Origin of the sequence: Pseudomonas sp. Kh14 (assembly GCF_900291005.1) — a bacterium.
GTDB lineage: Bacteria > Pseudomonadota > Gammaproteobacteria > Pseudomonadales > Pseudomonadaceae > Aquipseudomonas > Aquipseudomonas alloputida.
On record NZ_OLKJ01000034.1, the window covers coordinates 263147 to 281075 of the forward strand.

The following is a 17929-nucleotide window of genomic DNA, read 5'->3' on the forward strand; positions in this document are numbered from 1 at the left end:
TCTACACCTTAGCCTGCGCCCATCATCCAAACAAGGGTTCAAACATGAGTGTGGAATGCTTTGTCACCGGCGGCAGCGGCTTTGTGGGGCAACATTTGCTGGCCAGTCTTACTGCGCAAGGGCACAAGACCTGGGTACTGATGCGCAGCCCCGGTAACATCGAACGCCTCAAGGAGCAGGTAGGCCAACTGGGGGGTAACCCGGAGTATCTCCATGCCGTTGAAGGCGATATCAGCCAGGAGGGGCTTGGCCTCAGCGAAGCAGACAAAGAACGCGTCACTGCGACCGCTGTGTTTTTCCATCTCGCGGCTGAATTTTCCTGGGGGCTGACACCGGAGCGCGCCCGCACAGTCAATGTCCAAGGTGCTCTGAGCGTGGCCAGGCTTGCGGCCAGCCAGCGCATCCGACTGCTCATGGTAGGCGGCTTCATGCTGCAAAACCTCAACCACCTTGCCCGTATCGGGGTTGATATTCAGTGCCCTGAAAACACAAACTGGCCCGCGGTCTACGCCCGTGTAGGCGGCTACGAAGGCAGCAAACTCGAGTCCCATTTTGCAGTCATCCGCTATATGCAAGACGCGGATGCGGATTACACGATTGTTCACCCTGCTACGGTGTGCGGCCACAGCGAGAACGGGCATATCCTGGACGGACAACCGCTTGCCGAACTCATTCGCAATCTGGCACAAGGCCGATTCAAAGCTATTCCCGGTTCCGCCAGTCACTGGTTGCCATTGGTCAGCGTCGATTATCTGGTGAAAATGATAACTTGCGTGGCGTTCGACCCCTCCATGGCCAACCGGCAAGTTCTGGCGCTGTATGAGCGAACACCGAACTTGCAGGTAATGCTTGGGCAGATCGCAGACACGCTAAAGGTCAAGGCACCCCGCCGCCATATACCCATAGGGTTGCTCAGGTCGATATTGACGATTCCGGGACTGGCGACCCGCTTGGCGATCAGCGCCGAGTCATTGAACTTTATTCAGACGCAGCGCTTCGACATGGGAAACAGCAGGCAATTGGAGCGAAAGTACCAGTTTACGCATCCCGACATGACACGAGCCCTGGAAAACACGGTGCGCTATGTCAACGGCTCCTTGATGAAAAAATCCAAAAGTGAGGGCGCTGGCCAGCGAGGATGACGGGCCAGGCTGATGATGCCCACTCTGTCGGATAGCTGAAAGTGTGGCGACGCAGGCATTTCACGCACTGCGTCTTCGCTGATGACAGTAAGTCGCCGCTCGACCTCCGGCGCTGCGCGCCTCCGCTATTTCGAGCCAGCCAGAAAGCCTGCCGCAGGCGCACCTTCAGCAGCGACACGTCGGGCTCGGCCAACGCCCCACGCCAGCGCCCTGGTCATCGACTCGCCAGGGCGAGAATCGAAGGCCTCTTCAAGGATAGCCATGCCACCAGGGGCGTACACCCCGATGAACATCTGCGTTTTGCCTGTCCGCGACAGCCGCGTCTGAACATCAATGTATGTCCCATCGTCGAGCGTCTCGTCTTGAGTTCGGTGATGAAGCGTCGGGTCAGCCCAGGCCCAGAAAACATCACCGCGTATTCTCATGAGACGCTCCTACGACTTTAGTTGTAGTCAGGTGGTTTATTGCCACCATAGCGAACGTGCAGTTTTACGCAAATTCGTCTGACTCATCTGTGAGCTGAATCGGACAATCGGCTATTCAGCAGCCCCGCCAGAGACTCAACGCTTGTCGTGAAGCTCGGGCGGCCAAGCGCTCAAGAACCACATGACTCCTGGCGTCAATACATAGATCCAGTGCTGACCAGGGTAGATGAAGATGCCGACAGCCCAGATGGCGAGTAAGGTTCCGCCCGCTCGCCTACGCCGCCTCGGCGTGAACCATTCCTGAAACGCCTTATGCCTCTCCCGCAGTGTCATTACCACCCTCCCTGTTTGGTAAGCGGCGAAGCATATCACCTCTAGTTCAACGATAACGCGTCCCCGGCAAGGGCGGCGCCGGACCGGGTCATCCGCCAACATCTATGAGCTCAAGCAGTCCTCTATCGTCACTTACACCCTCGTCCCACTGTCCGCTCGACTCAGACTGTGTGAAAACCCAAATTTATCTCTGAAGCGTGCGAGCGTACGTGAAATCTGTAACGGCTTGGTTATTCAGCTAACCCAGATTTAGCGCAGGAGCGCGAATTTATGGTCGTTTTCTAACCAGTCGGATCGCGCTGAACGTTTTCACACAGCCTGGACCCAAAGCGGCCTCTCGCTAAGGACAGCAATCGGTCAATAGCAGCCAGCAGCTTGAAGGAGTCTCCGAGTCTATGGTCGATTCAGGCTGCGATGCTGAGCACTTGCGTCAGTACTGCGCAGTTATCGGACGCAGCCTGTGATTCCCCTGCGAACCCTGAAGCGCAAACCCAAGCCTAGGCCAAGCTGCCCTGGAGCAATTAAATGCTTATCCACTTGCGCGGTCGCTGCGACCGTGCGCGGCTATGAACATAGCGACGGCCGACCGGCAGTAGGATTCAATTTCGTTTTCGTCCTCTGCTCTCGCCTGATCGAAGCGGGCGATCATCAGTAGATCGGACCCTTTGAAGAGCGCGGCAAACAAGCGGGCGGCTTGGAGGGAATCGGGCACGTTGAGAAGCGCCTTCGCGTGAAGTTGGCGCAACAGGGTCTCGATGTCGGCGATGACATGGGCGGCGCCGGCTTCGTAGTGGCGCTTGCTCAAGGCGTTTTGACTCGTTTTATCGGCCATGACCATGGCTTCGATACTGCTCACGTCTGGTCTCAACAGCGTGCGCAGCAGTGATGTTCCCACCGCCATAAGTTGGTCTTCGACCGAACCTTCGGCACCTTCAAGCAGGGCCTGTGGTGCAAACGACTCCTGGCAACCAGCCGTGATGGCTGCGCTGAACAGCGCCTCCTTGTTCTCGAAGCGCTTATAGATGCTGAGCTTGGATATCTTCGCCCGCTGGGCGACCTTGTCCAACGTCGTCGCTTGAAAACCCAATTCCACAAAAAGTTCGCTCGCGGCGTTGAGTATCGTTTGGGCAAGCGCCTCATTGGTGGGCCGGCCGCGCCGGACCTGTATGGTCTCAGTCATGATATTGGTACTTTGCAGTATCTTAATTTAAGGTATACGATACCACTCGGTATCTTAAATTTGCAATCCAAAGGCTAGGTTTCAACCTGCCCTCCAGCGGAGCCCATCACCATGAATGACGTCATCATCATCGGCGGAAGTTTTGCCGGTCTCGCCGCCGCTTTACAGCTCGGCCGTGCCCGTCGCAAGGTCATCGTTCTTGATACCGGCTGCCCGCGTAACCGTTTTGCCGGCCATTCACATGGTCTGCTTGGTCACGATCACACACCGCCGCTGGACATCCTGGCCGCGGCGCGGCAGCAGTTGGCGCGCTATCCAACGATCAGGCTGGTCAATGCCCGGGCGAAGAAAATTTCTGGCGTAATCGACGATTTCTGCGTTGTCACTGACGAGCACGAAAGCCTCAAGGCCCGCCGCGTAATCCTAAGCTATGGCGTCGCAGATCAGATGCCTGATGTTCCGGGCTTTGCCGATAGCTGGGGGACGTCCATCGTCCCCTGCCCCTATTGCGACGGCTTTGAAGTCGCCGGGCAACATTGGGGCCTCGTGTGGTCCGGCCCGCAATCTCACAACCAGGTCAGGCTGTTCCTCGATTGGACCGACAGGTTGACTGTCTTTGCCGATGGTCACGACATTGCGCCTGATATCCAGGCCGATCTGGCTCACCGCAACATATCTGTCATCGACGGGCGGATCGTCGAGATCGCCCATCACCAAGGGCATATCGCTACTGTCAATCTCGACACTGGCTCCACTGTTGCGGTCGACATCCTGTTTGCTCATCCGCGCAACAAGCCATCCGCAAACCTGCATGAATCGCTGGACCTCGCCACGATGGATACGCCAACCGGCGTCGTCCTCAAGGTCGACGAACGCCGCCAAACCAGCACACCCGGCATCTACGCCGCCGGCGATCTCACCACGCCCATATTGCCCTCGGTCACCCAGGCATCATCGCAGGGCGCGATGGCGGGTATTTTTGCCCAGCAGTCGATGCTGGCTTGAGCGCTTAGAGAGGAAATGAACATGGCCGTCGAACCGGACAGCGCGGGGGTGCGCTTACCTCCGCCCTTCATCTATCTAGGAGCGTTGCTGTTGGGGCTGGCGGCGGATCGGTTCGTCGCCCTGAGCTACTTCGGCATCGACCGGTGGTTGCTGGTCGCGACGGGCGCGCTGCTGTTCGCTGCCGGCGCGGTGATGATGCTTGCGGCGGCGGGGCTGTTCCGGCGTCTGGGCACCAACATTCCGCCGTCGCGACCAACGACCCTCATCGCAACGACCGGCCCTTATCGGAGGACCCGCAATCCCATGTATCTCGGCATGGCGCTTGTCTATGCCGGCATTGCGGTCGGCTTCGACGGAGCAATCGCCTTGGCTTTGCTTCCATTGGTGCTGATTGTGATCCAGAAACAGGTAATCGCCCGCGAGGAGCGCTATCTCGAATCCAAGTTCGGCGACGACTACCGCCGTTACAAGGCCAAGGTTCGCCGCTGGCTCTGACTATTCCGCAACTGCTGCATGCGGGATATCCTGATAACCAACACCGACTTTCTCGCCACGGCTACTGAATGGGCCCTGATTTCGTAGAATGACTGAAAAGGGGACAGATTTATTCCCCCTAGCCCAGATTAAATCGCCTCAGCGTGGTTTATTGAGGGTAGCTAGGGCGGACAAGACCTTTTCATGTATGTGAAGTGTCCCCTTGGTTTCGAGACGCTGCACCACGATCAAAAACGATAGGTTGCCTGGACTGATACTCCATGTGCGTGATTCTGATATTCAGCCGAGTACTGCGGCTGGAGTCCGGTTTTGTTTTCATGCTTCACTGAAACCCTGGCATCCCAGAGGTAACCGTAGGCGAAATCAATGGTGAGGTCCACATCAGGTGAGTAGGCACCGCCCACGGTCACAGCTTGGCGATCGCCCACCGGAATGCGCACGCTGCGGTCGGTGTTTCCTACCGGTGCAGGGTCATAAGCGTAACCAGCCCTCAACAGCCACCGTGATGTCAATTGGGTGGACACCCCTATCGCCGCGGACCATGTATCATGCCAGTTCAACGACTCCCCCACTTTCCCGAAACCGAGTAGTTGGCCGGTGGATGAAACACCACTGTTGACCGCCTCAAACTTTTGAAGCCGGCTCCAACGGGTCCAGGTGGTTCCCAGATATCCGGTCCAACGGCTGTTGAACTTGTGAGTAATAGAGGTATCCAGAGACTCTGGCATTGTGAGATCCATCGACGCGGCATACTTTCCGTCCAGTGACAGTGCGCTGGGCGCCCCGGATACCTCGGTATGCCCTTCGAGGTGGTAGCTGACTTTTGAATGATAAGTCACCCCCCAGCGTGTCGACTCGCTGACATCGACAAGCACGCCGACGTTGTAGCCAATCGCCACATCATCGCCCTTGATGGTTACCAGCGTGTCCTGGCCATTCAAGGGGCCTGTAGCCAGAGCGTTCTCAAGTTTCGCATTGAACCGATTGATCGTCGGTCCTCCACCAATCGACAATACGTCATTGACGCGATAGGCGATGGTCGGTTGCAGGGTCATTTCCTTGGTCGTGCTGTAGGAGCCGTGGTAACGCCCCTGAAATGAACGTTCATAATCATTGACCAGCCCACTCGGCGCATAAAAACCCAGGCCAATCGATAACTGCTCGTCAATGGGTGTGGATGCATAGCCGAAGGGTATGGCCGCCAGAGGTACCGAGTCGCCTTTATTCGTCCCTGAAACACTGCTCCTGGCATGGCTGATATCGTCGCTCACTGCGAGTGAGGCGAATCCGCCGGACAGTTCACTGCGCTTCAGCTTGGTCAACCCGGCAGGGTTACCGTAAAGAGTGCTTGCATCCAGTGCGGAAGATGACCTGCCTGCGTACGCTGTTCCGGCACTACTGGAACTTTGCTCGTTAAGAGCAATGCCATTGGCGCTAGCAACGCCAGAGGCACCCAGTACCAGCAACGAACCGAGGAGTTTTATCGACGGACTCAGTAGCACATGACCAACGACAAAGATTGAACGGTTTGCCGAACATCCGGCTGCAGCAGATTTCCTGCTTCGGGGGCTCGGTCTCGTCCAGCTCCAGGCAAGGCGTTCCTGCCAGTTCGCGGGCAGTCTTCTCTACCACCACACTAAATTTCTGTCGCAGCGTCCTGGCATCAGCCTTGGCCAGATCCATCGCCGTATGAATGCCCATCGCTTGAAGGTGGGCAGTCATACGGCGGCCAACTCCCCACACCTCTTTCACCTCGGTATTGCGCAGCACCCAATCTCGCTTGAACGGATCGGTGATGTCGACCACGCCGCCGGTCTGGGCCTGCAGGCGCTTGGCCATGTGATTGGCCAGCTTGGCCAAGGTCTTTGTGCCGGCGATCCCAACCCCCACAGGTATGCCAGTGCACTGGAAGATCCTGGACCTCAGCTTTCGCCCGAACTGGGTCAAGTTTTCCTGAATACCGGACAGATCAGCGAAGCACTCGTCGATGCTGTAGATCTCGGTGGCAGGCACCATCGACTCGATCAACGACATGACACGCTCGCTCATGTCGCCGTAAAGCGCGTAATTACTGTAAAGGCTATGATGCCGTGCCGACGTAACTTGTCCTTCGCCTGGAAGTACGGTTCGCCCATCTTCACGAAAGGCTTGGCGTCGTATGACCTGGCAATCACGCAGCCATCGTTGTTGCTCAGTACGATGATCGGCGTCTTGGCCAAGTCGGGCCGGAATACACGCTCGCAACTTGCGCAAAACGAGTTGCAGTCAATGAGTGCGAAAACTGGATCACTGCGCATGGTCGCGAACGCTGTAACGCACGACACCCCAGATGACGAGCTCGTCGCCCTCCATGATGTACCGCGGTGGGTAGGTCGGATTCTCCGACTTGAGGACCACAACGCCATCGCGTCGGTGCAAACGCTTGCACACAGGTTCGCTGTTAACGGCAGCAATCACGATGTCGCCGTGCTCAGCCTCAAGGCCTCGGTCTACGATCACGAGATCACCCGAGTAGATGCCTGCGCCTTGCATGCTGTCGCCTTCAACTTTTACCAGGTACACATGGGGCGCCCGGAGGTCGAATAGCTCATCTAGGGAAATGTGGCCTTCCAAATGGTCCGCAGCAGGCGAAGGGAAACCGGCCGGGACATGGAACGAATACAGCGGTAGCGGTTCGGTAACACCGGTGGGCGTACCTAGAAATGTGATGGTCATGATGGAAGGCCCAATGCGAACTGTATGCATATACAGCAAATCCGGCATCGGGAGCCCGGTCAATCCTGAGTGGCGAAAATTCTGACGGGCGAGAGGTGGGATATGTGCGGACGGTACCCGATCTACGAGTCGATGGATCACTCGCTATTTCAGTTCCGCGATATTCGGCCGAAGGCCGCACCGGAGATCAACGACCTGAACGAGACAAGCGTGCTGCTGGGTCATTCGAAAGAGGGTATTACCAAGCATGTTTACCGGCGCGTCGGCGCGATCGCAAAGCCCTCGAAAGGCTGAAGTTTCGGAACTCTTGCCTTTTTTCGACCCATAAAGAAAAACCCCGCAGACGTTAATCTGCGGGGCTTTCGAATGGTGGAGGCCGAGGTCGGAATCGAACCGGCGTAGACGGATTTGCAATCCGGTACGAACCTGCTATTTTGCTAGGTGCAATCGCTCAAGCCCCTGTATTTATTAGCTTTAGCGTCATTTTCCTGCATCTTGATTCATCATCATTTGGGACATTCAATGTCCCAGTTTTGTCCCACGCCTCCTGCCCCCTCTACCGGCGTTCTGCTGACCGTTTCCCTTCCTTTATATAGCTACTCATAGGGCGGCCCCATCCAGCGCCCACAGCCTGGCCGAATCGACGATCTCCAGCATCTCGACAAGGTCGCCCTCATCGACTTCCTGTCTCCGGTGAGCGGCATAGGCCATTTCACTGAGCACAGTCGCTCGCCCATCAGGATCAGTTATCAGGGCCGTCTGGTCGTTCAGCTCATCCAGCCATGCTTTCGGGATCCCGGCCATCATTCTGCCCTGCACCACCAGGACTGCGCGTAGAGCACGCCGTCGATCTCCTCCACCCCGTTGATGTTGATGCCGAGCTGGGCCATGCCGTTGACCTTGGCATCGTGCAGCCGCGGGATGATGTCCGGCCCAGGCGACGGGTTGAACACCCAAGCCTGGGTCGATACCCGGCCCAGCGGCTCGCTGTGGTGGTCGCCGATGTGGATGTCGGCCCGAATGGGTGTGATCTTGCCGAGCTGATTCGTAGGGATGGCCACGCCATTCACGCGGCGGCGAACGAGGAGGAAGTACATAGGGCACCAATACTGTATGGATAAACAGTATCGTATAGGCGGGATCGGTCGCGGGCAATTGCCGATCAGCGGATCAGTGAAGAGGCGGCAAGTCCTTGCCTCGGGCCTTGGCGATGACGCGGAGCTGGTAATCGGACACCACCTGGAACAGTGACTCAGCCAGCAGACGCAGGCGCTCGATCTCCTCCGCCGGCGCACCGCGATCCTGGGCCTGGTGATACTCCAGCATGGCGTCGATGGCCTGCTGAATTAGCGGCTCCCCTGCTTCAATCAACCCTGCTAGAGTTCTCCGCTCCACGAACCTATCCCATATAGTGGCTACCTGAGAACAATAGCGGATCAGAATGGAATTCCAATACATCTACGTTGAAGCGGCCACGTCTACCGATTGGTGGGAGCCCGTTCTCGCAGTTGCTTCCGGCATAGTCGCGCTATGCGCTCTTGGCGCATCGCTGTATCAGGCCTACCTGTCCAGGCTGCACAATCGTCTCTCGGTGAAGCCACACCTGGCTCTGCATTTCGAGCAGAGACCTGGAATATACAAGATCGAGCTTCGAAACGATGGCATAGGGCCTGCCATTATCACTTCCGCTTCGTTGATGAATCGAGGAGCAGTGGTCCCGGGTGACGGCCTGGCATTGATCGCAAATGCCGTGGCGCTTGTGCCGGAATGCAAGCTCGTCCAGACCGAATTTTTCAAGCCTGATTTTGTGCTCCCGGCGGGAAAAGAAATTGCGATCGCCACAATCGAACACAACCCAATAATTAGTGACTTCAATGCTTATCTGTCTGGTCATCTGGAGCTGAACATCACCTACAAATCTGCCTATGGCGAGAAATTCACCTTTGATTCCGAGCGACCTAAATAGAACCAGCCATAGGCATGCCTTTAGTGCAGCAAATAGTCAATCGCTACGGGCTTTAAACCGATCAACCACGGCCTCGCACGCCAGCCCAGCTATTCGACTTCGCTCAAGCGCTGCTGCGCAGCTGCCCGCCATTCGGTCAGCCTCTTCAAGCAATCCCCCGAGCACCACGACGGCAGAGGTTCCTGCCTGGCGCTGCTGGGTAGAGATGGTATCGCAGGTGGCTCGGTGGCCGGCGCGCAGTCGGGCGATTTCCCCGCGCAGCCCACTAGCAGCAGACTCAGCAGTAGCGGCGCGGCCTTGGGCCAGTTCCAGTTTCTGTCGTGCACTCTCACCCTCCTCGTCCGCCACGGATTGGCGGCGTTGTTCTTCGGCTCTGGCCTGGGCGGCAGCACGGCGGTCACGCTCGGCAACCAGCAGGCGGTAGTCGGCCAGTTCGGTGCGGGCCTTTGCGGTTTCGCCGCGGGCGACCGCAGCCTCAGACTTTCCCGCTCCTACGCGAATTTCCTGGCCTCCAGCCACCAGCACCAGGGCGATCAGCCACCAGCACCAGGCCGGGACCGGGCCGAGCCAGGTCATGCCAGCGCCCCGCCGAGCTCCACCCACCGCCCTAGCAGCTTGTCCAGGCGATGCGGGTTCTGACCGTAGGTATTCCCGGGGAAGCTGGCCCAGATGTTCGAGCACTTGGCGATTGCCTGCTGAATGCGGCCAGCCTTTATGTCGTCCAGGGCCTTACGTTCCCGGATCTGCTGCAGCGCGATGCGGTCCTGATTCTCTGGCGTAAATCCGCCCGCCAGGCGCAGGCTGGTCCGGTATGCGTCCCAGTAACGCTCGAGCAACTGGTACCGGCCAGCGGCGGTGCTGGTAACCGGCTTGCCGTTGATGGGGAATGTCAGCTTGCGCCGTGGGTGGTCGGCATAGCCTTGGAACAGTCCGCCGCCGTACAGCACGTTGTAACCATCGTCGCTGATCGTGATAGTCGAGGTGCCTTCGGAAAAGGCGATCAGATCCAGAAAGCGGAGCACGTTCGCGCCTCCGGTCTGGGCTTCGGTGAGTCTGGCCATGGTTTCTCCAGGCATAAAAAAACCCGCTTATGCGGGTTCTTGTGTTCATCGTTCGGTAACTATTTTCCGATACCTAGGGCTTCGGCAAAGTAAATCACGGCGATTCCAGCAACTATCGGAATCACCAGCAGGACCCAAATGCCTTTTGCGATTTTTTTTCCAGGACTTATTGGTGGAACCGGATTTTTGCCTGCTGTGTTTCTCAGAACCTCCAGATCCCCATCAACCCTCTCAATATCTGCAAGCCTTTGACCACCAGTATCGTTGTCGTTGATCTTGGCGCTACCAGCGTGCTTTATGGTGACAAATGGTTTATCAGTCAAAGTGCCGCTCCACGATTCGCCAAATCATCCATTGGATAGCCCTTGGGCTGTAGATGTACACTGGAGAACCGCAGCGCTCCAGCTCTACTGTAGAGCGATTCCACTGGTTTTTTTCAAGCGAGATGTCACCGCCGCCATCGAAAACTACAGGCTGGTCCTGGCCGTAAAATTTTGAAGATGACACATTCAATCCAGCGGCGCTTTTCACTTCGATGCCTACCCCAGAGCAGGCAATTGTCGAGTTCTCTAGGGATAGAACCATCCCTGGGTTATCTAAAAACACTGCCGGCATACCGATCTCGCTCTGTGGTGAAGGAGGATTCCAAACCATATCAGCAGAGTCTTTCGCCATAGGCAACCCGCTTCACTAGACCATGATCCCGAACCTGGTCATCCGATTTCGGACTGGTACCAAGTTGCTGGCCAGCTCGGCATCCGTATGGTAGGCCGAGAAAATTCCAACGAAACTGATGTCGACAAGTCCGGCGAATCCAGTCGTACCACTACCAATCCGGAACTTTGTCCCGGTGAGCACCCTTGCGTTGCTACTTGTGCCAAGTTGCACGATGCCTTTGGTTACGTTGCGAAGCTCGGTCGGGACGCCAGATTTTGTTCTCAGTACGCGGATCGACCAGTCGGTGGGCACTTCGCCGGTCAGCGATACGGCAGCTGAGGTGGCTACGTTCGATCCGTTGTTCCGACTGGCAATGCCGGTCAGCCCGGCGGGCGCGACGTGGTACATGGACGTGCCGAAGGCGCCGCCGGATACGCCCGGCGTAACTGACTGGCCCTGGTAGTTGCCCACATAGAACGGCGTGTTCGCATCGCCGCCTGCAGAGGCTCCCGCAGGGATGGGGGATACTGCGCGACCAACCACGATGAGGGTTTGCTCGTCCGTTTCGGCAATATCGGTCTGGATGTAATTGCTCAAGCCCTTGAAGCGGCCGTAGCCAGGAAAGGCCTCTGGGGTTCCGATAATTGCAGCAGCAGCCTTGCCCGCCACATGGTTTTGATTGAAGCGAGTGACATCTGTGTCGAATGTGAACCAGCCCTCAAGCCCGCGCGGAGCCGGAGGGACCACGATGCTGTTCCAAGGCAGGACGATGTCGTTTGAGCGGAGCGCCAGGGTCATGAGTTATTCCTTTTAAATTATGTTCGTAGCTGCGGCTGCCACATACGGGGCGATAGCTTCAAACAGCGCCAGGCGCGCTGCCTGGGCCGGATGGATTGAGTCGGACCAGTCCGCGACGGAGAATCCGTCAAGACCGATAGAGCCTGGCGCGTAGACATAACCCGCCTCCGGATTGGTCAGGGCCCAGATCGGCGCGAGAATGAATTTGGCGTCAGCGCGGTTCACGGCCGCCTGCTGCATGGCCCGGATGATCGGAACATAGCGATTGGTCCATACGCCGTTGCGCTCGGTGTTGTAAGCCGTGCCTGGGATCGACCGGATGATCTTGGCATTGGGCCAGGCGGCACGGATCTGGTTGTGCATCAGGGTGTCGTTACTCAGCACCTCGTCATAGACAGTCGCGTCAGTTCGATCCCTGGCGTCGTTGGTGCCAAGCAAATTGAGCACGATGTCGGGGGTTTGAAGTCCGAATCGAGACTGGTAGAAGGCAGGGTCAAACACATAGCCGTTGCGAATGATCGACGCCGGGTCGGCGCCGGTAGCCGCTCGCAAAAATGGGTTGCGAGGCCACTTGTCGGTTTTTGTCATCTCCTCATAGGTTGACTCATCGCCTGCAGCGACGACTAGCGCGCGGTCGGTAACGGCGTAAGTGAAATCTCCGGACTCCCAACCCTCGCGCGCCTCGCCAAGAACCCCGGCAGCGTTGTTGGAATTGTCCGGTACCGCTGATCCGTTAATGGTTCCGATGAAGACTGGGGTGAACCCGAGATCCTCCAGAATTTGCTTGATGAACAACCCGCCCTGACGATTGCTGATGCTGTCGCCGATGATCAGGATTTTGGGGCTACTGGGGACTGATTGAGCTGGAACGTTCTTCACGTTCACCGACATCAGCCGCCTCGCGTCAGGGGCGGACACATCCCTCAGATTGAGAACGGCAGAATCCCCGTATTCACCTGGATTCATGGTCAGCACCGGGCCTGTATCCATAGCAGCCGTGTCCTTGCTGGCGATGGATGCTACGACTTGAGGCTCCAACTCTCTTTTGTAGAGCATGTTTTTGAGGTAGAGGCTTTGCCCATAACCCTCGGCAGTGACAACAAGTGGCGCGAACAGCGGCGGCAGTGCAAATGGGTCAGCTACCGAGTCTTGCCCATTAAAAAATACGAACTGCCCCAGGACCACCATATTGTCGTCGATGTAAATCGACGCGTTCCCTTCGCCGTCGCCTACCCAAAATCTGCCCGGACCATCATTGTAAATATCGAATGGCACTGTCCGAAGGCGCTTGGTGGTCAGCATTGAGCCGACGTTTCCTTCCTTGTCGGAAGTAACCTCAATCACGGTTTCGGGGGCCGAAACAGGGACAGAGGAAATCAGTGCGGTGACGGCCCTTATTGCGTCTGAGTTCGGGTATGTGTCGACCAGAACAGCTTCCCCTGCGACGTTTCTGTACACCTGGACGTACTCATCCTGCGCGCTGGAAACTACGCTGAAGTTGGTCCCGTCAGTTGTTCCCGCAATACCGAGCGCGACCGATGCATATGGCATCGCGCCGCCCAGCAGGGTTGCCAGGTTCGTCATCACCATTGCATTGGTCGGTCGCATCACGCCCCCGCCAACGTCCATCATCTTCACTTCGGGCGAAAGCAGTAGCTCGTTCGTCGTCCCGACAATCCGGTCCAGCTCTTGAAGAGTCTCTTGGCCGCTCATCAAATCTTCCTCAATAAAAAGCCCGCACTGGGCGGGCTCGGTAACTGCTGCGGCGTCATGCCGGCGGGAACTGGTCGTCGTAGGTATAAACACGGGCGTCGTAGGGCATGCCCTTCATCGCCGTGTTGCCGTTGGCTGGGTCGGAACTGGTGACCAGCACCGGGTAGGCCCAGCGCGAGGCGGGACCGAACAGGATGTGAGGTGGCTCCAACGGGCCATCAACCTCCGGCGTGAAGTCGAGCGCGTCTACCCGCACCGTGTACTGATCCACCTGCGTGGCAGTCCATGGCCCGGACAGCGTGCCGTCCAGCTTGCGCACACCGATTCGGTGCTCGCCGCCGGCGCTAAAGTCCAGTGGTTCCGATGAGGTCAGGAGCGTTCCAGATCCGGTTACCTCGAAGGCCAGCAGGATTGCGCTCTGGCACCGCTTGGGCGCGTCATCAGCAACAGCTGCGAAGCTCAAGTAGCCGCTGTTGCTGCCGTCCATCTCGGTTTCCCAGGTGTAGATGTCGGTCCTGAACTTCTGGTGTCCGCGCCGGCGCATGCCGATGCGCCAGGCTCTGGTCTTATCGCTGACACCCGGCATCTTGATCTTCTCGACCTTAGTGCCGAGGTCACCTGGCCACCGGCACTCGACCGTTTCCCAGGCCCACGTCTCTCGGGAGAAGTACTCCACATCCACGCCGTCGAAGTCGTTGATCGACGGCATGGCGCCGCTGATCTTGAGCATCTTGGTCATGTTCTGTGGCGAGTAGGTCTGCGTTTTCGGGCCGTAGGTCACGTCGAACGCGGCCCGGGCACTGTCTCGAACCGGGCGTAACAGGCCCCGGAAGGTCACCAGCTCGCCAAAGCCGCACGCCAGTGCGTTGTTGATCATGTCCTTGACGGTGATAGTCGACTCCAGCGTCTCGTCGTAGGTATCACCGCGGGCTACGCAGGTATTGTGGAAGGCCTGCCACTCGGGCAGATCCAGGTCATCATCCGTGTACCCGCGCTGCTTCAGCTGGTAGATGCACCAAGGCACGATGTCGCGGCTGGGCCCGGTACCACCCTCCATCAGTGGCAGGATTCGGGTGGCCTCGACGCTGACCTGGCTTTCCGACTGCGCTGATAGCCGGTCACCACCCCGGATATTGCAGGTCATCACAGTGAGGCCTGGATAGCTGGTGGGCGAGTTCTGGAGGCGACCACGCAGGTCCGTCCATGTGGCGTCATCTCGCGCCTCATCGTTGATCCGTCCTGGCCTGTCTACGTAAAGCTTCCTGATCCTCCCTTCTGGACGCATAGGGTACGGGGCCGTCGTCCTGTTCGTGAATCCCTGAGCGTCAAGCGATCCGCCCCAATGCTCCTTCTCGATTACCGTCCATTCACCAGCTGTATTCATGTCCCTGTACTCGAAGGCATGGTAAGCAGGGATCTCATAGATTTGCCCTTCTCGCCCGATTCCACACAGACCGTTCGCATAGGTAACTGTCCATTCGATATCGGTTACCAGTTCTCCCTCTGGGCACAGTGCAAACGGCCCGCGGTAGCCGCCTTGCAGGTTCGAGGCGTCAAGCGTGATCAGGCCGTTCACCGTCTGCATGCTGTTGAAGCCCGGCCATCCCGCATCGGTCGAGCCGGAAGAGGTCAGACGCTCCACCTCGAGCAGGCTCGTGCTGAAGGCCGTGATCCGGTACCGCAGCCCGCGCGGGCCTATGGTGGCCAGGCCCTGGCCCAGTGCCAGACCTACCACAGGCGACCCGCCGTCGTAGTCCAGAGTCATTTCCGCTGGCTGCTCGGGAATAGCGCTGGTCGTTGCTGTGCCGGTAACGCCGACAGGAGACGACCCCAGAATGGTCGATGCGCCGGTGGTCGTGATGGCCTGGCCCGCAAACGGGGTCAGCTCAACGAAGCGCAGAAGTCCGCTGCTCTGCTGGGCCTGGAATGGCGTCCCGCTGAGCATGGTATTCAGCGCAGATACCAGACCGGTGAGGTCGGTCGCGGCTGTGTTCAGTGTCACCGGATAGGTGGACGCGCCCCGTGCCAAGCTAAAGTTCAGCGGCGTGACGTCGAAGTCGTACCTGCTGGGCGCGGCCGAGCCGGTCAGCGTCGACGCGGTGCCGGGGTTGGCCGGTACGCCAGGGCTGTATGGCGTGTAGCTGTTGACCACGTATAGGCCAGCGTTCGCCCCGGCCACCTCGATGAGCATCCCAGCCGTGGGATTCAGCATCTCCAGCGGGCCACGGATGATGTCGCGGCCTGCGCCACCGTCGATCACCGTGTAGGTGTAAGGCGCAAGTACACGGACGATGATGCCGTTCGACCAGTCGGCCGGGAACTGGCCAGAGCCGGACGGCACGCTGATCGTATCGCTCACGAACTGGTACGCCGAAGCCGTGGCCGATCTGGTGAGGTCGGTAGCCATGGTCAGTTCCAGGCCGGCCGAGCCGCTGGAGCTTGCCCCTACCTCGGGCACGTTGAACCAGTTGATGTGGGCCGGGTCGCCCGACAGATCGGCGCCTGGCGGGTAAATCGTGAACGTCGCATCGGATCCCAGGGAGATCAGCGGGGTTTCGCCAACCTTGACCTTGGCCAGCGGTACCTCGTACTCGCCTTCGCCGATGTACAGCAGCATTTCCACGCGCTGGTCACGCGGTGCGATATGCGCCCGGCGAGGCTGGGTCAGGTACGACGGATAGACCCGCTGGTGCCCGGCGATCTGGCGCACCGGGTCACCCAACTTGACCTTGTTGCCCTTGGCGCTGGCCTCGGTGAGTGGATCGCCCTGCTGGGTGCCGGCGCTGGATGGCATGCCGGGCATCTTGGGCATGATCGACTTCAGCACCGCCTTGGCGCCTTTGAACAGCGCGAAGGTGATGGAAAACGGGTCGGTGCCCTTCGGCTCGCGGTAGATCTGCAGAAGGTCCGAAGGCTTGAACTTCACCTTGTGCCACAGGTGCTGCTCGATCACCTCATCATTGAGGGCAACGCTGATTGGCGGACTTTCCCGGCGCTCATAGGACGGGGCCAGGGACTTCAGCCACTCCTCAATCGACATGCGGCGGTCAGTCTTCCAGGTACCGAGCGGCGCCGTGTCACTCAGCTTGTTCGGATAGAACTCGATCACGGTAATAGACCACCTTGGGGTGAGCGGCTTCAAACTCGCCAGTTGTCCGGAGGCATGCGCCGCCGGGATTTGTGTCCAGCACCTTCAGCCGGCCTTCGCTTTCCACGACCACGCCGACGTGCAAGCACAGCGCGCCGCGGAACACCGCGGCAATGGCGCCAGGCTCTGGGGCGCATTCCTCCATACCCTGGCGCAGATCGTGATAGGCCTCGGTGTTGGCCCTGAGCTTGTTCTTGCCCACGGCGCCGAGGCTGGGCAGCAGCGGCAGGCCGAATACCTCGTGGCGCACCGCGATGCACATCCCCCAGCAATCAAAGGCAATAGGCCCCCGTGCACCCTCGCGATACGGGGCGCGCATGAATTTTTCGATCATGGTCAGAGGTACTTCAGGCCAGGTGCCAGGGTAGTGGTCAGCACGGTGCGCAGACCGTTGGTGTTGAGCAGGTCGAAGAAGCCGGCGGTGAGCTTGGCCACGTCGTCTTCATATTCCCGGCTGAGCAGCGTCATGCGGTACCGCTCTTGCGGGAACGTCAGGTCTTCGGCCAGGTAGCGCCGAAAGGTGATGATGAAGCGGTCATCGGCAGCCTTGGCTTCCTCAACGACCTCCTGCACCTCGCCCGTGACGTTGTCCAGGCCCAGCACCAGGTTCTGGAACGCGCTGTTGTCGTTCTTGGGCAGGGCCAGGTCCATGGCCATTGCGACGAAGGTCAGCGTCCGGCCATCCTCGGTGGTGCACACCCGGTCTTCCCAGCCAGAGCAGTAGCAGTGCGAGACTGTACCGCCCTCCTTCCGCGCCTCGATCGTGTCGACAAGCTCACCGCGCCCCGAGGCGTAACACTCTTCGATCAGACTCATCCGAAGTACTCCGTGTGCCACTTCTCAAGGATGGATTGCAGGCCGTCGTTGAACTGGTCGAGCGGCATGCCCAGGTAGGCGCCGAGGTACTGGTCCTCGGTGTAGACCGGCCGTTTCTTGAACTCCAAGCGAGCAGAGAACCGCCAGCGCTTGATCTGAGCAAGTTCACCGCCGGTATACATACCTTTGAAGTGCACCAGGTGCACCTGCATCCCCAGCGGGGTCTGAAGTGGCATCTCGAACCACTCGACGCCAAGGTTCAGAGCCCAGGTATGCCAACCCTCGAACAGCGCAGCCTCTTCCTGGCTGAAGTTGAATGTGAACTGAGCGGAGGTCGGAGGATTGCTGGTTACCCGTCGATACCGCGACCGGCCGGTGACCATCGGCGTGGCCCGCATCGGATCAACCGTGCTCAGGCCATACCCCTCCTGCAGAGGAAGTGGCAATTCTGCCGGGTATTGAATCATTGCCATTC

The 17929-nt window shown here is 58.6% G+C and carries 21 protein-coding genes and 3 pseudogenes; 6 read left to right on the plus strand and 18 right to left on the minus strand.

Annotation, left to right across the window (positions count from 1 at the left end):
• Positions 1–44: 44 nt before the first annotated feature.
• Complete coding sequence (locus FQ668_RS18325) at positions 45–1142, plus strand: SDR family oxidoreductase (protein WP_144180448.1); 1098 nt, start codon at positions 45–47, stop codon at positions 1140–1142.
• 125 nt (positions 1143–1267) lie between these two features.
• On the opposite strand, the gene FQ668_RS29045 is transcribed toward FQ668_RS18325, so the two are convergent.
• Positions 1268–1567, minus strand: coding sequence for a hypothetical protein (locus FQ668_RS29045; protein ID WP_019438755.1), 300 nt, complete (start codon positions 1565–1567; stop codon positions 1268–1270).
• A gap of 740 nt (positions 1568–2307) precedes the next feature.
• Between FQ668_RS29045 and FQ668_RS18340 the strand changes: the two are divergent.
• Positions 2308–2399, plus strand: a pseudogene (locus FQ668_RS18340) (IS5/IS1182 family transposase); the annotation flags it as partial.
• 30 nt (positions 2400–2429) lie between these two features.
• Here FQ668_RS18340 and FQ668_RS18345 read toward each other — a convergent pair.
• Positions 2430–3080 (minus strand): TetR/AcrR family transcriptional regulator, encoded by a 651-nt coding sequence (locus tag FQ668_RS18345; protein WP_019438753.1) that lies wholly within the window; start codon positions 3078–3080, stop codon positions 2430–2432.
• A 111-nt stretch (positions 3081–3191) separates the two neighbouring features.
• Here FQ668_RS18345 and FQ668_RS18350 point away from each other — a divergent pair, with 111 nt between their 5' ends.
• Positions 3192–4085, plus strand: coding sequence for an NAD(P)/FAD-dependent oxidoreductase (locus FQ668_RS18350; RefSeq protein WP_019438752.1), 894 nt, complete (start codon positions 3192–3194; stop codon positions 4083–4085).
• 21 nt (positions 4086–4106) lie between these two features.
• Entirely contained in the window at positions 4107–4580 is a 474-nt protein-coding gene (locus FQ668_RS18355; protein WP_014590431.1) for an isoprenylcysteine carboxylmethyltransferase family protein, read from the plus strand.
• A 227-nt stretch (positions 4581–4807) separates the two neighbouring features.
• Here the strand turns inward: FQ668_RS18355 and FQ668_RS18360 are convergent, their stop codons facing one another.
• The 3 genes and pseudogenes from FQ668_RS18360 to FQ668_RS18370 all read right to left on the minus strand — a co-directional run bounded on the left by FQ668_RS18360 (position 4808) and on the right by FQ668_RS18370 (position 7295).
• Complete coding sequence (locus FQ668_RS18360; protein WP_230678111.1) at positions 4808–6064, minus strand: outer membrane protein transport protein; 1257 nt, start codon at positions 6062–6064, stop codon at positions 4808–4810.
• Positions 6065–6107: 43 nt separating this feature from the next.
• Positions 6108–6877: pseudogene (locus FQ668_RS18365) on the minus strand (Y-family DNA polymerase); the annotation flags it as partial.
• Entirely contained in the window at positions 6867–7295 is a 429-nt protein-coding gene (locus FQ668_RS18370) for a LexA family transcriptional regulator (protein WP_026031923.1), read from the minus strand. The pseudogene FQ668_RS18365 and the gene FQ668_RS18370, both read right to left, overlap by 11 nt.
• A gap of 141 nt (positions 7296–7436) precedes the next feature.
• On the opposite strand from FQ668_RS18370, the pseudogene FQ668_RS18375 reads away from it, so the two are divergent.
• Positions 7437–7589: pseudogene (locus tag FQ668_RS18375) on the plus strand (integrase); the annotation flags it as partial.
• 306 nt (positions 7590–7895) lie between these two features.
• Here FQ668_RS18375 and FQ668_RS18380 read toward each other — a convergent pair.
• From FQ668_RS18380 to FQ668_RS18390, 3 genes are all read right to left on the minus strand, one after another.
• Complete coding sequence (locus tag FQ668_RS18380; protein WP_144180450.1) at positions 7896–8102, minus strand: hypothetical protein; 207 nt, start codon at positions 8100–8102, stop codon at positions 7896–7898.
• Positions 8099–8392 (minus strand): hypothetical protein, encoded by a 294-nt coding sequence (locus FQ668_RS18385; protein WP_060495488.1) that lies wholly within the window; start codon positions 8390–8392, stop codon positions 8099–8101. The genes FQ668_RS18380 and FQ668_RS18385 overlap by 4 nt, the downstream gene beginning before the upstream one ends.
• A gap of 73 nt (positions 8393–8465) precedes the next feature.
• Positions 8466–8690 (minus strand): hypothetical protein, encoded by a 225-nt coding sequence (locus tag FQ668_RS18390; protein ID WP_144180452.1) that lies wholly within the window; start codon positions 8688–8690, stop codon positions 8466–8468.
• Positions 8691–8736: 46 nt separating this feature from the next.
• Between FQ668_RS18390 and FQ668_RS18395 the strand changes: the two genes are divergently transcribed.
• A complete protein-coding gene (locus FQ668_RS18395) occupies positions 8737–9261 on the plus strand; it encodes a hypothetical protein (protein ID WP_144180454.1) in 525 nt (174 codons plus the stop codon).
• A 36-nt stretch (positions 9262–9297) separates the two neighbouring features.
• Here FQ668_RS18395 and FQ668_RS18400 read toward each other — a convergent pair whose 3' ends face one another.
• From FQ668_RS18400 to FQ668_RS18445, 10 genes are read right to left on the minus strand one after another with little or no spacing between them, the layout of a single operon-like run.
• Positions 9298–9837, minus strand: coding sequence for a DUF2514 family protein (locus tag FQ668_RS18400; protein ID WP_144180456.1), 540 nt, complete (start codon positions 9835–9837; stop codon positions 9298–9300).
• Positions 9834–10322, minus strand: coding sequence for a glycoside hydrolase family protein (locus FQ668_RS18405; protein ID WP_144180457.1), 489 nt, complete (start codon positions 10320–10322; stop codon positions 9834–9836). Before FQ668_RS18405 ends, FQ668_RS18400 begins: the two co-directional genes overlap by 4 nt.
• A 59-nt stretch (positions 10323–10381) precedes the next feature.
• Positions 10382–10645, minus strand: coding sequence for a hypothetical protein (locus FQ668_RS18410; protein ID WP_144180459.1), 264 nt, complete (start codon positions 10643–10645; stop codon positions 10382–10384).
• Positions 10638–10997: a hypothetical protein gene (locus FQ668_RS18415; RefSeq protein ID WP_144180461.1), complete on the minus strand. Its 360-nt coding sequence runs from the start codon at positions 10995–10997 to the stop codon at positions 10638–10640. The genes FQ668_RS18410 and FQ668_RS18415 overlap by 8 nt, the downstream gene beginning before the upstream one ends.
• A gap of 15 nt (positions 10998–11012) precedes the next feature.
• Positions 11013–11777 (minus strand): hypothetical protein, encoded by a 765-nt coding sequence (locus FQ668_RS18420; protein WP_144180462.1) that lies wholly within the window; start codon positions 11775–11777, stop codon positions 11013–11015.
• Positions 11778–11789: 12 nt separating this feature from the next.
• Entirely contained in the window at positions 11790–13490 is a 1701-nt protein-coding gene (locus tag FQ668_RS28585; RefSeq protein ID WP_178095710.1) for an SGNH/GDSL hydrolase family protein, read from the minus strand.
• Between the two features lie 55 nt (positions 13491–13545).
• Positions 13546–16599 carry a host specificity factor TipJ family phage tail protein gene (locus tag FQ668_RS18430; protein WP_144180464.1) on the minus strand — a complete coding sequence of 1018 codons (3054 nt, stop codon included), beginning with the start codon at positions 16597–16599 and terminating at the stop codon, positions 13546–13548.
• Positions 16568–16972 (minus strand): hypothetical protein, encoded by a 405-nt coding sequence (locus FQ668_RS18435; protein ID WP_144180466.1) that lies wholly within the window; start codon positions 16970–16972, stop codon positions 16568–16570. The genes FQ668_RS18430 and FQ668_RS18435 overlap by 32 nt, the downstream gene beginning before the upstream one ends.
• A gap of 2 nt (positions 16973–16974) precedes the next feature.
• Complete coding sequence (locus tag FQ668_RS18440; RefSeq protein ID WP_144180468.1) at positions 16975–17454, minus strand: DUF1833 family protein; 480 nt, start codon at positions 17452–17454, stop codon at positions 16975–16977.
• Positions 17451–17921, minus strand: a complete 471-nt coding sequence (locus tag FQ668_RS18445) for a transposase (RefSeq protein ID WP_144180470.1) — start codon at positions 17919–17921, stop codon at positions 17451–17453. Before FQ668_RS18445 ends, FQ668_RS18440 begins: the two co-directional genes overlap by 4 nt.
• Between the last annotated feature and the right edge of the window lie 8 nt (positions 17922–17929).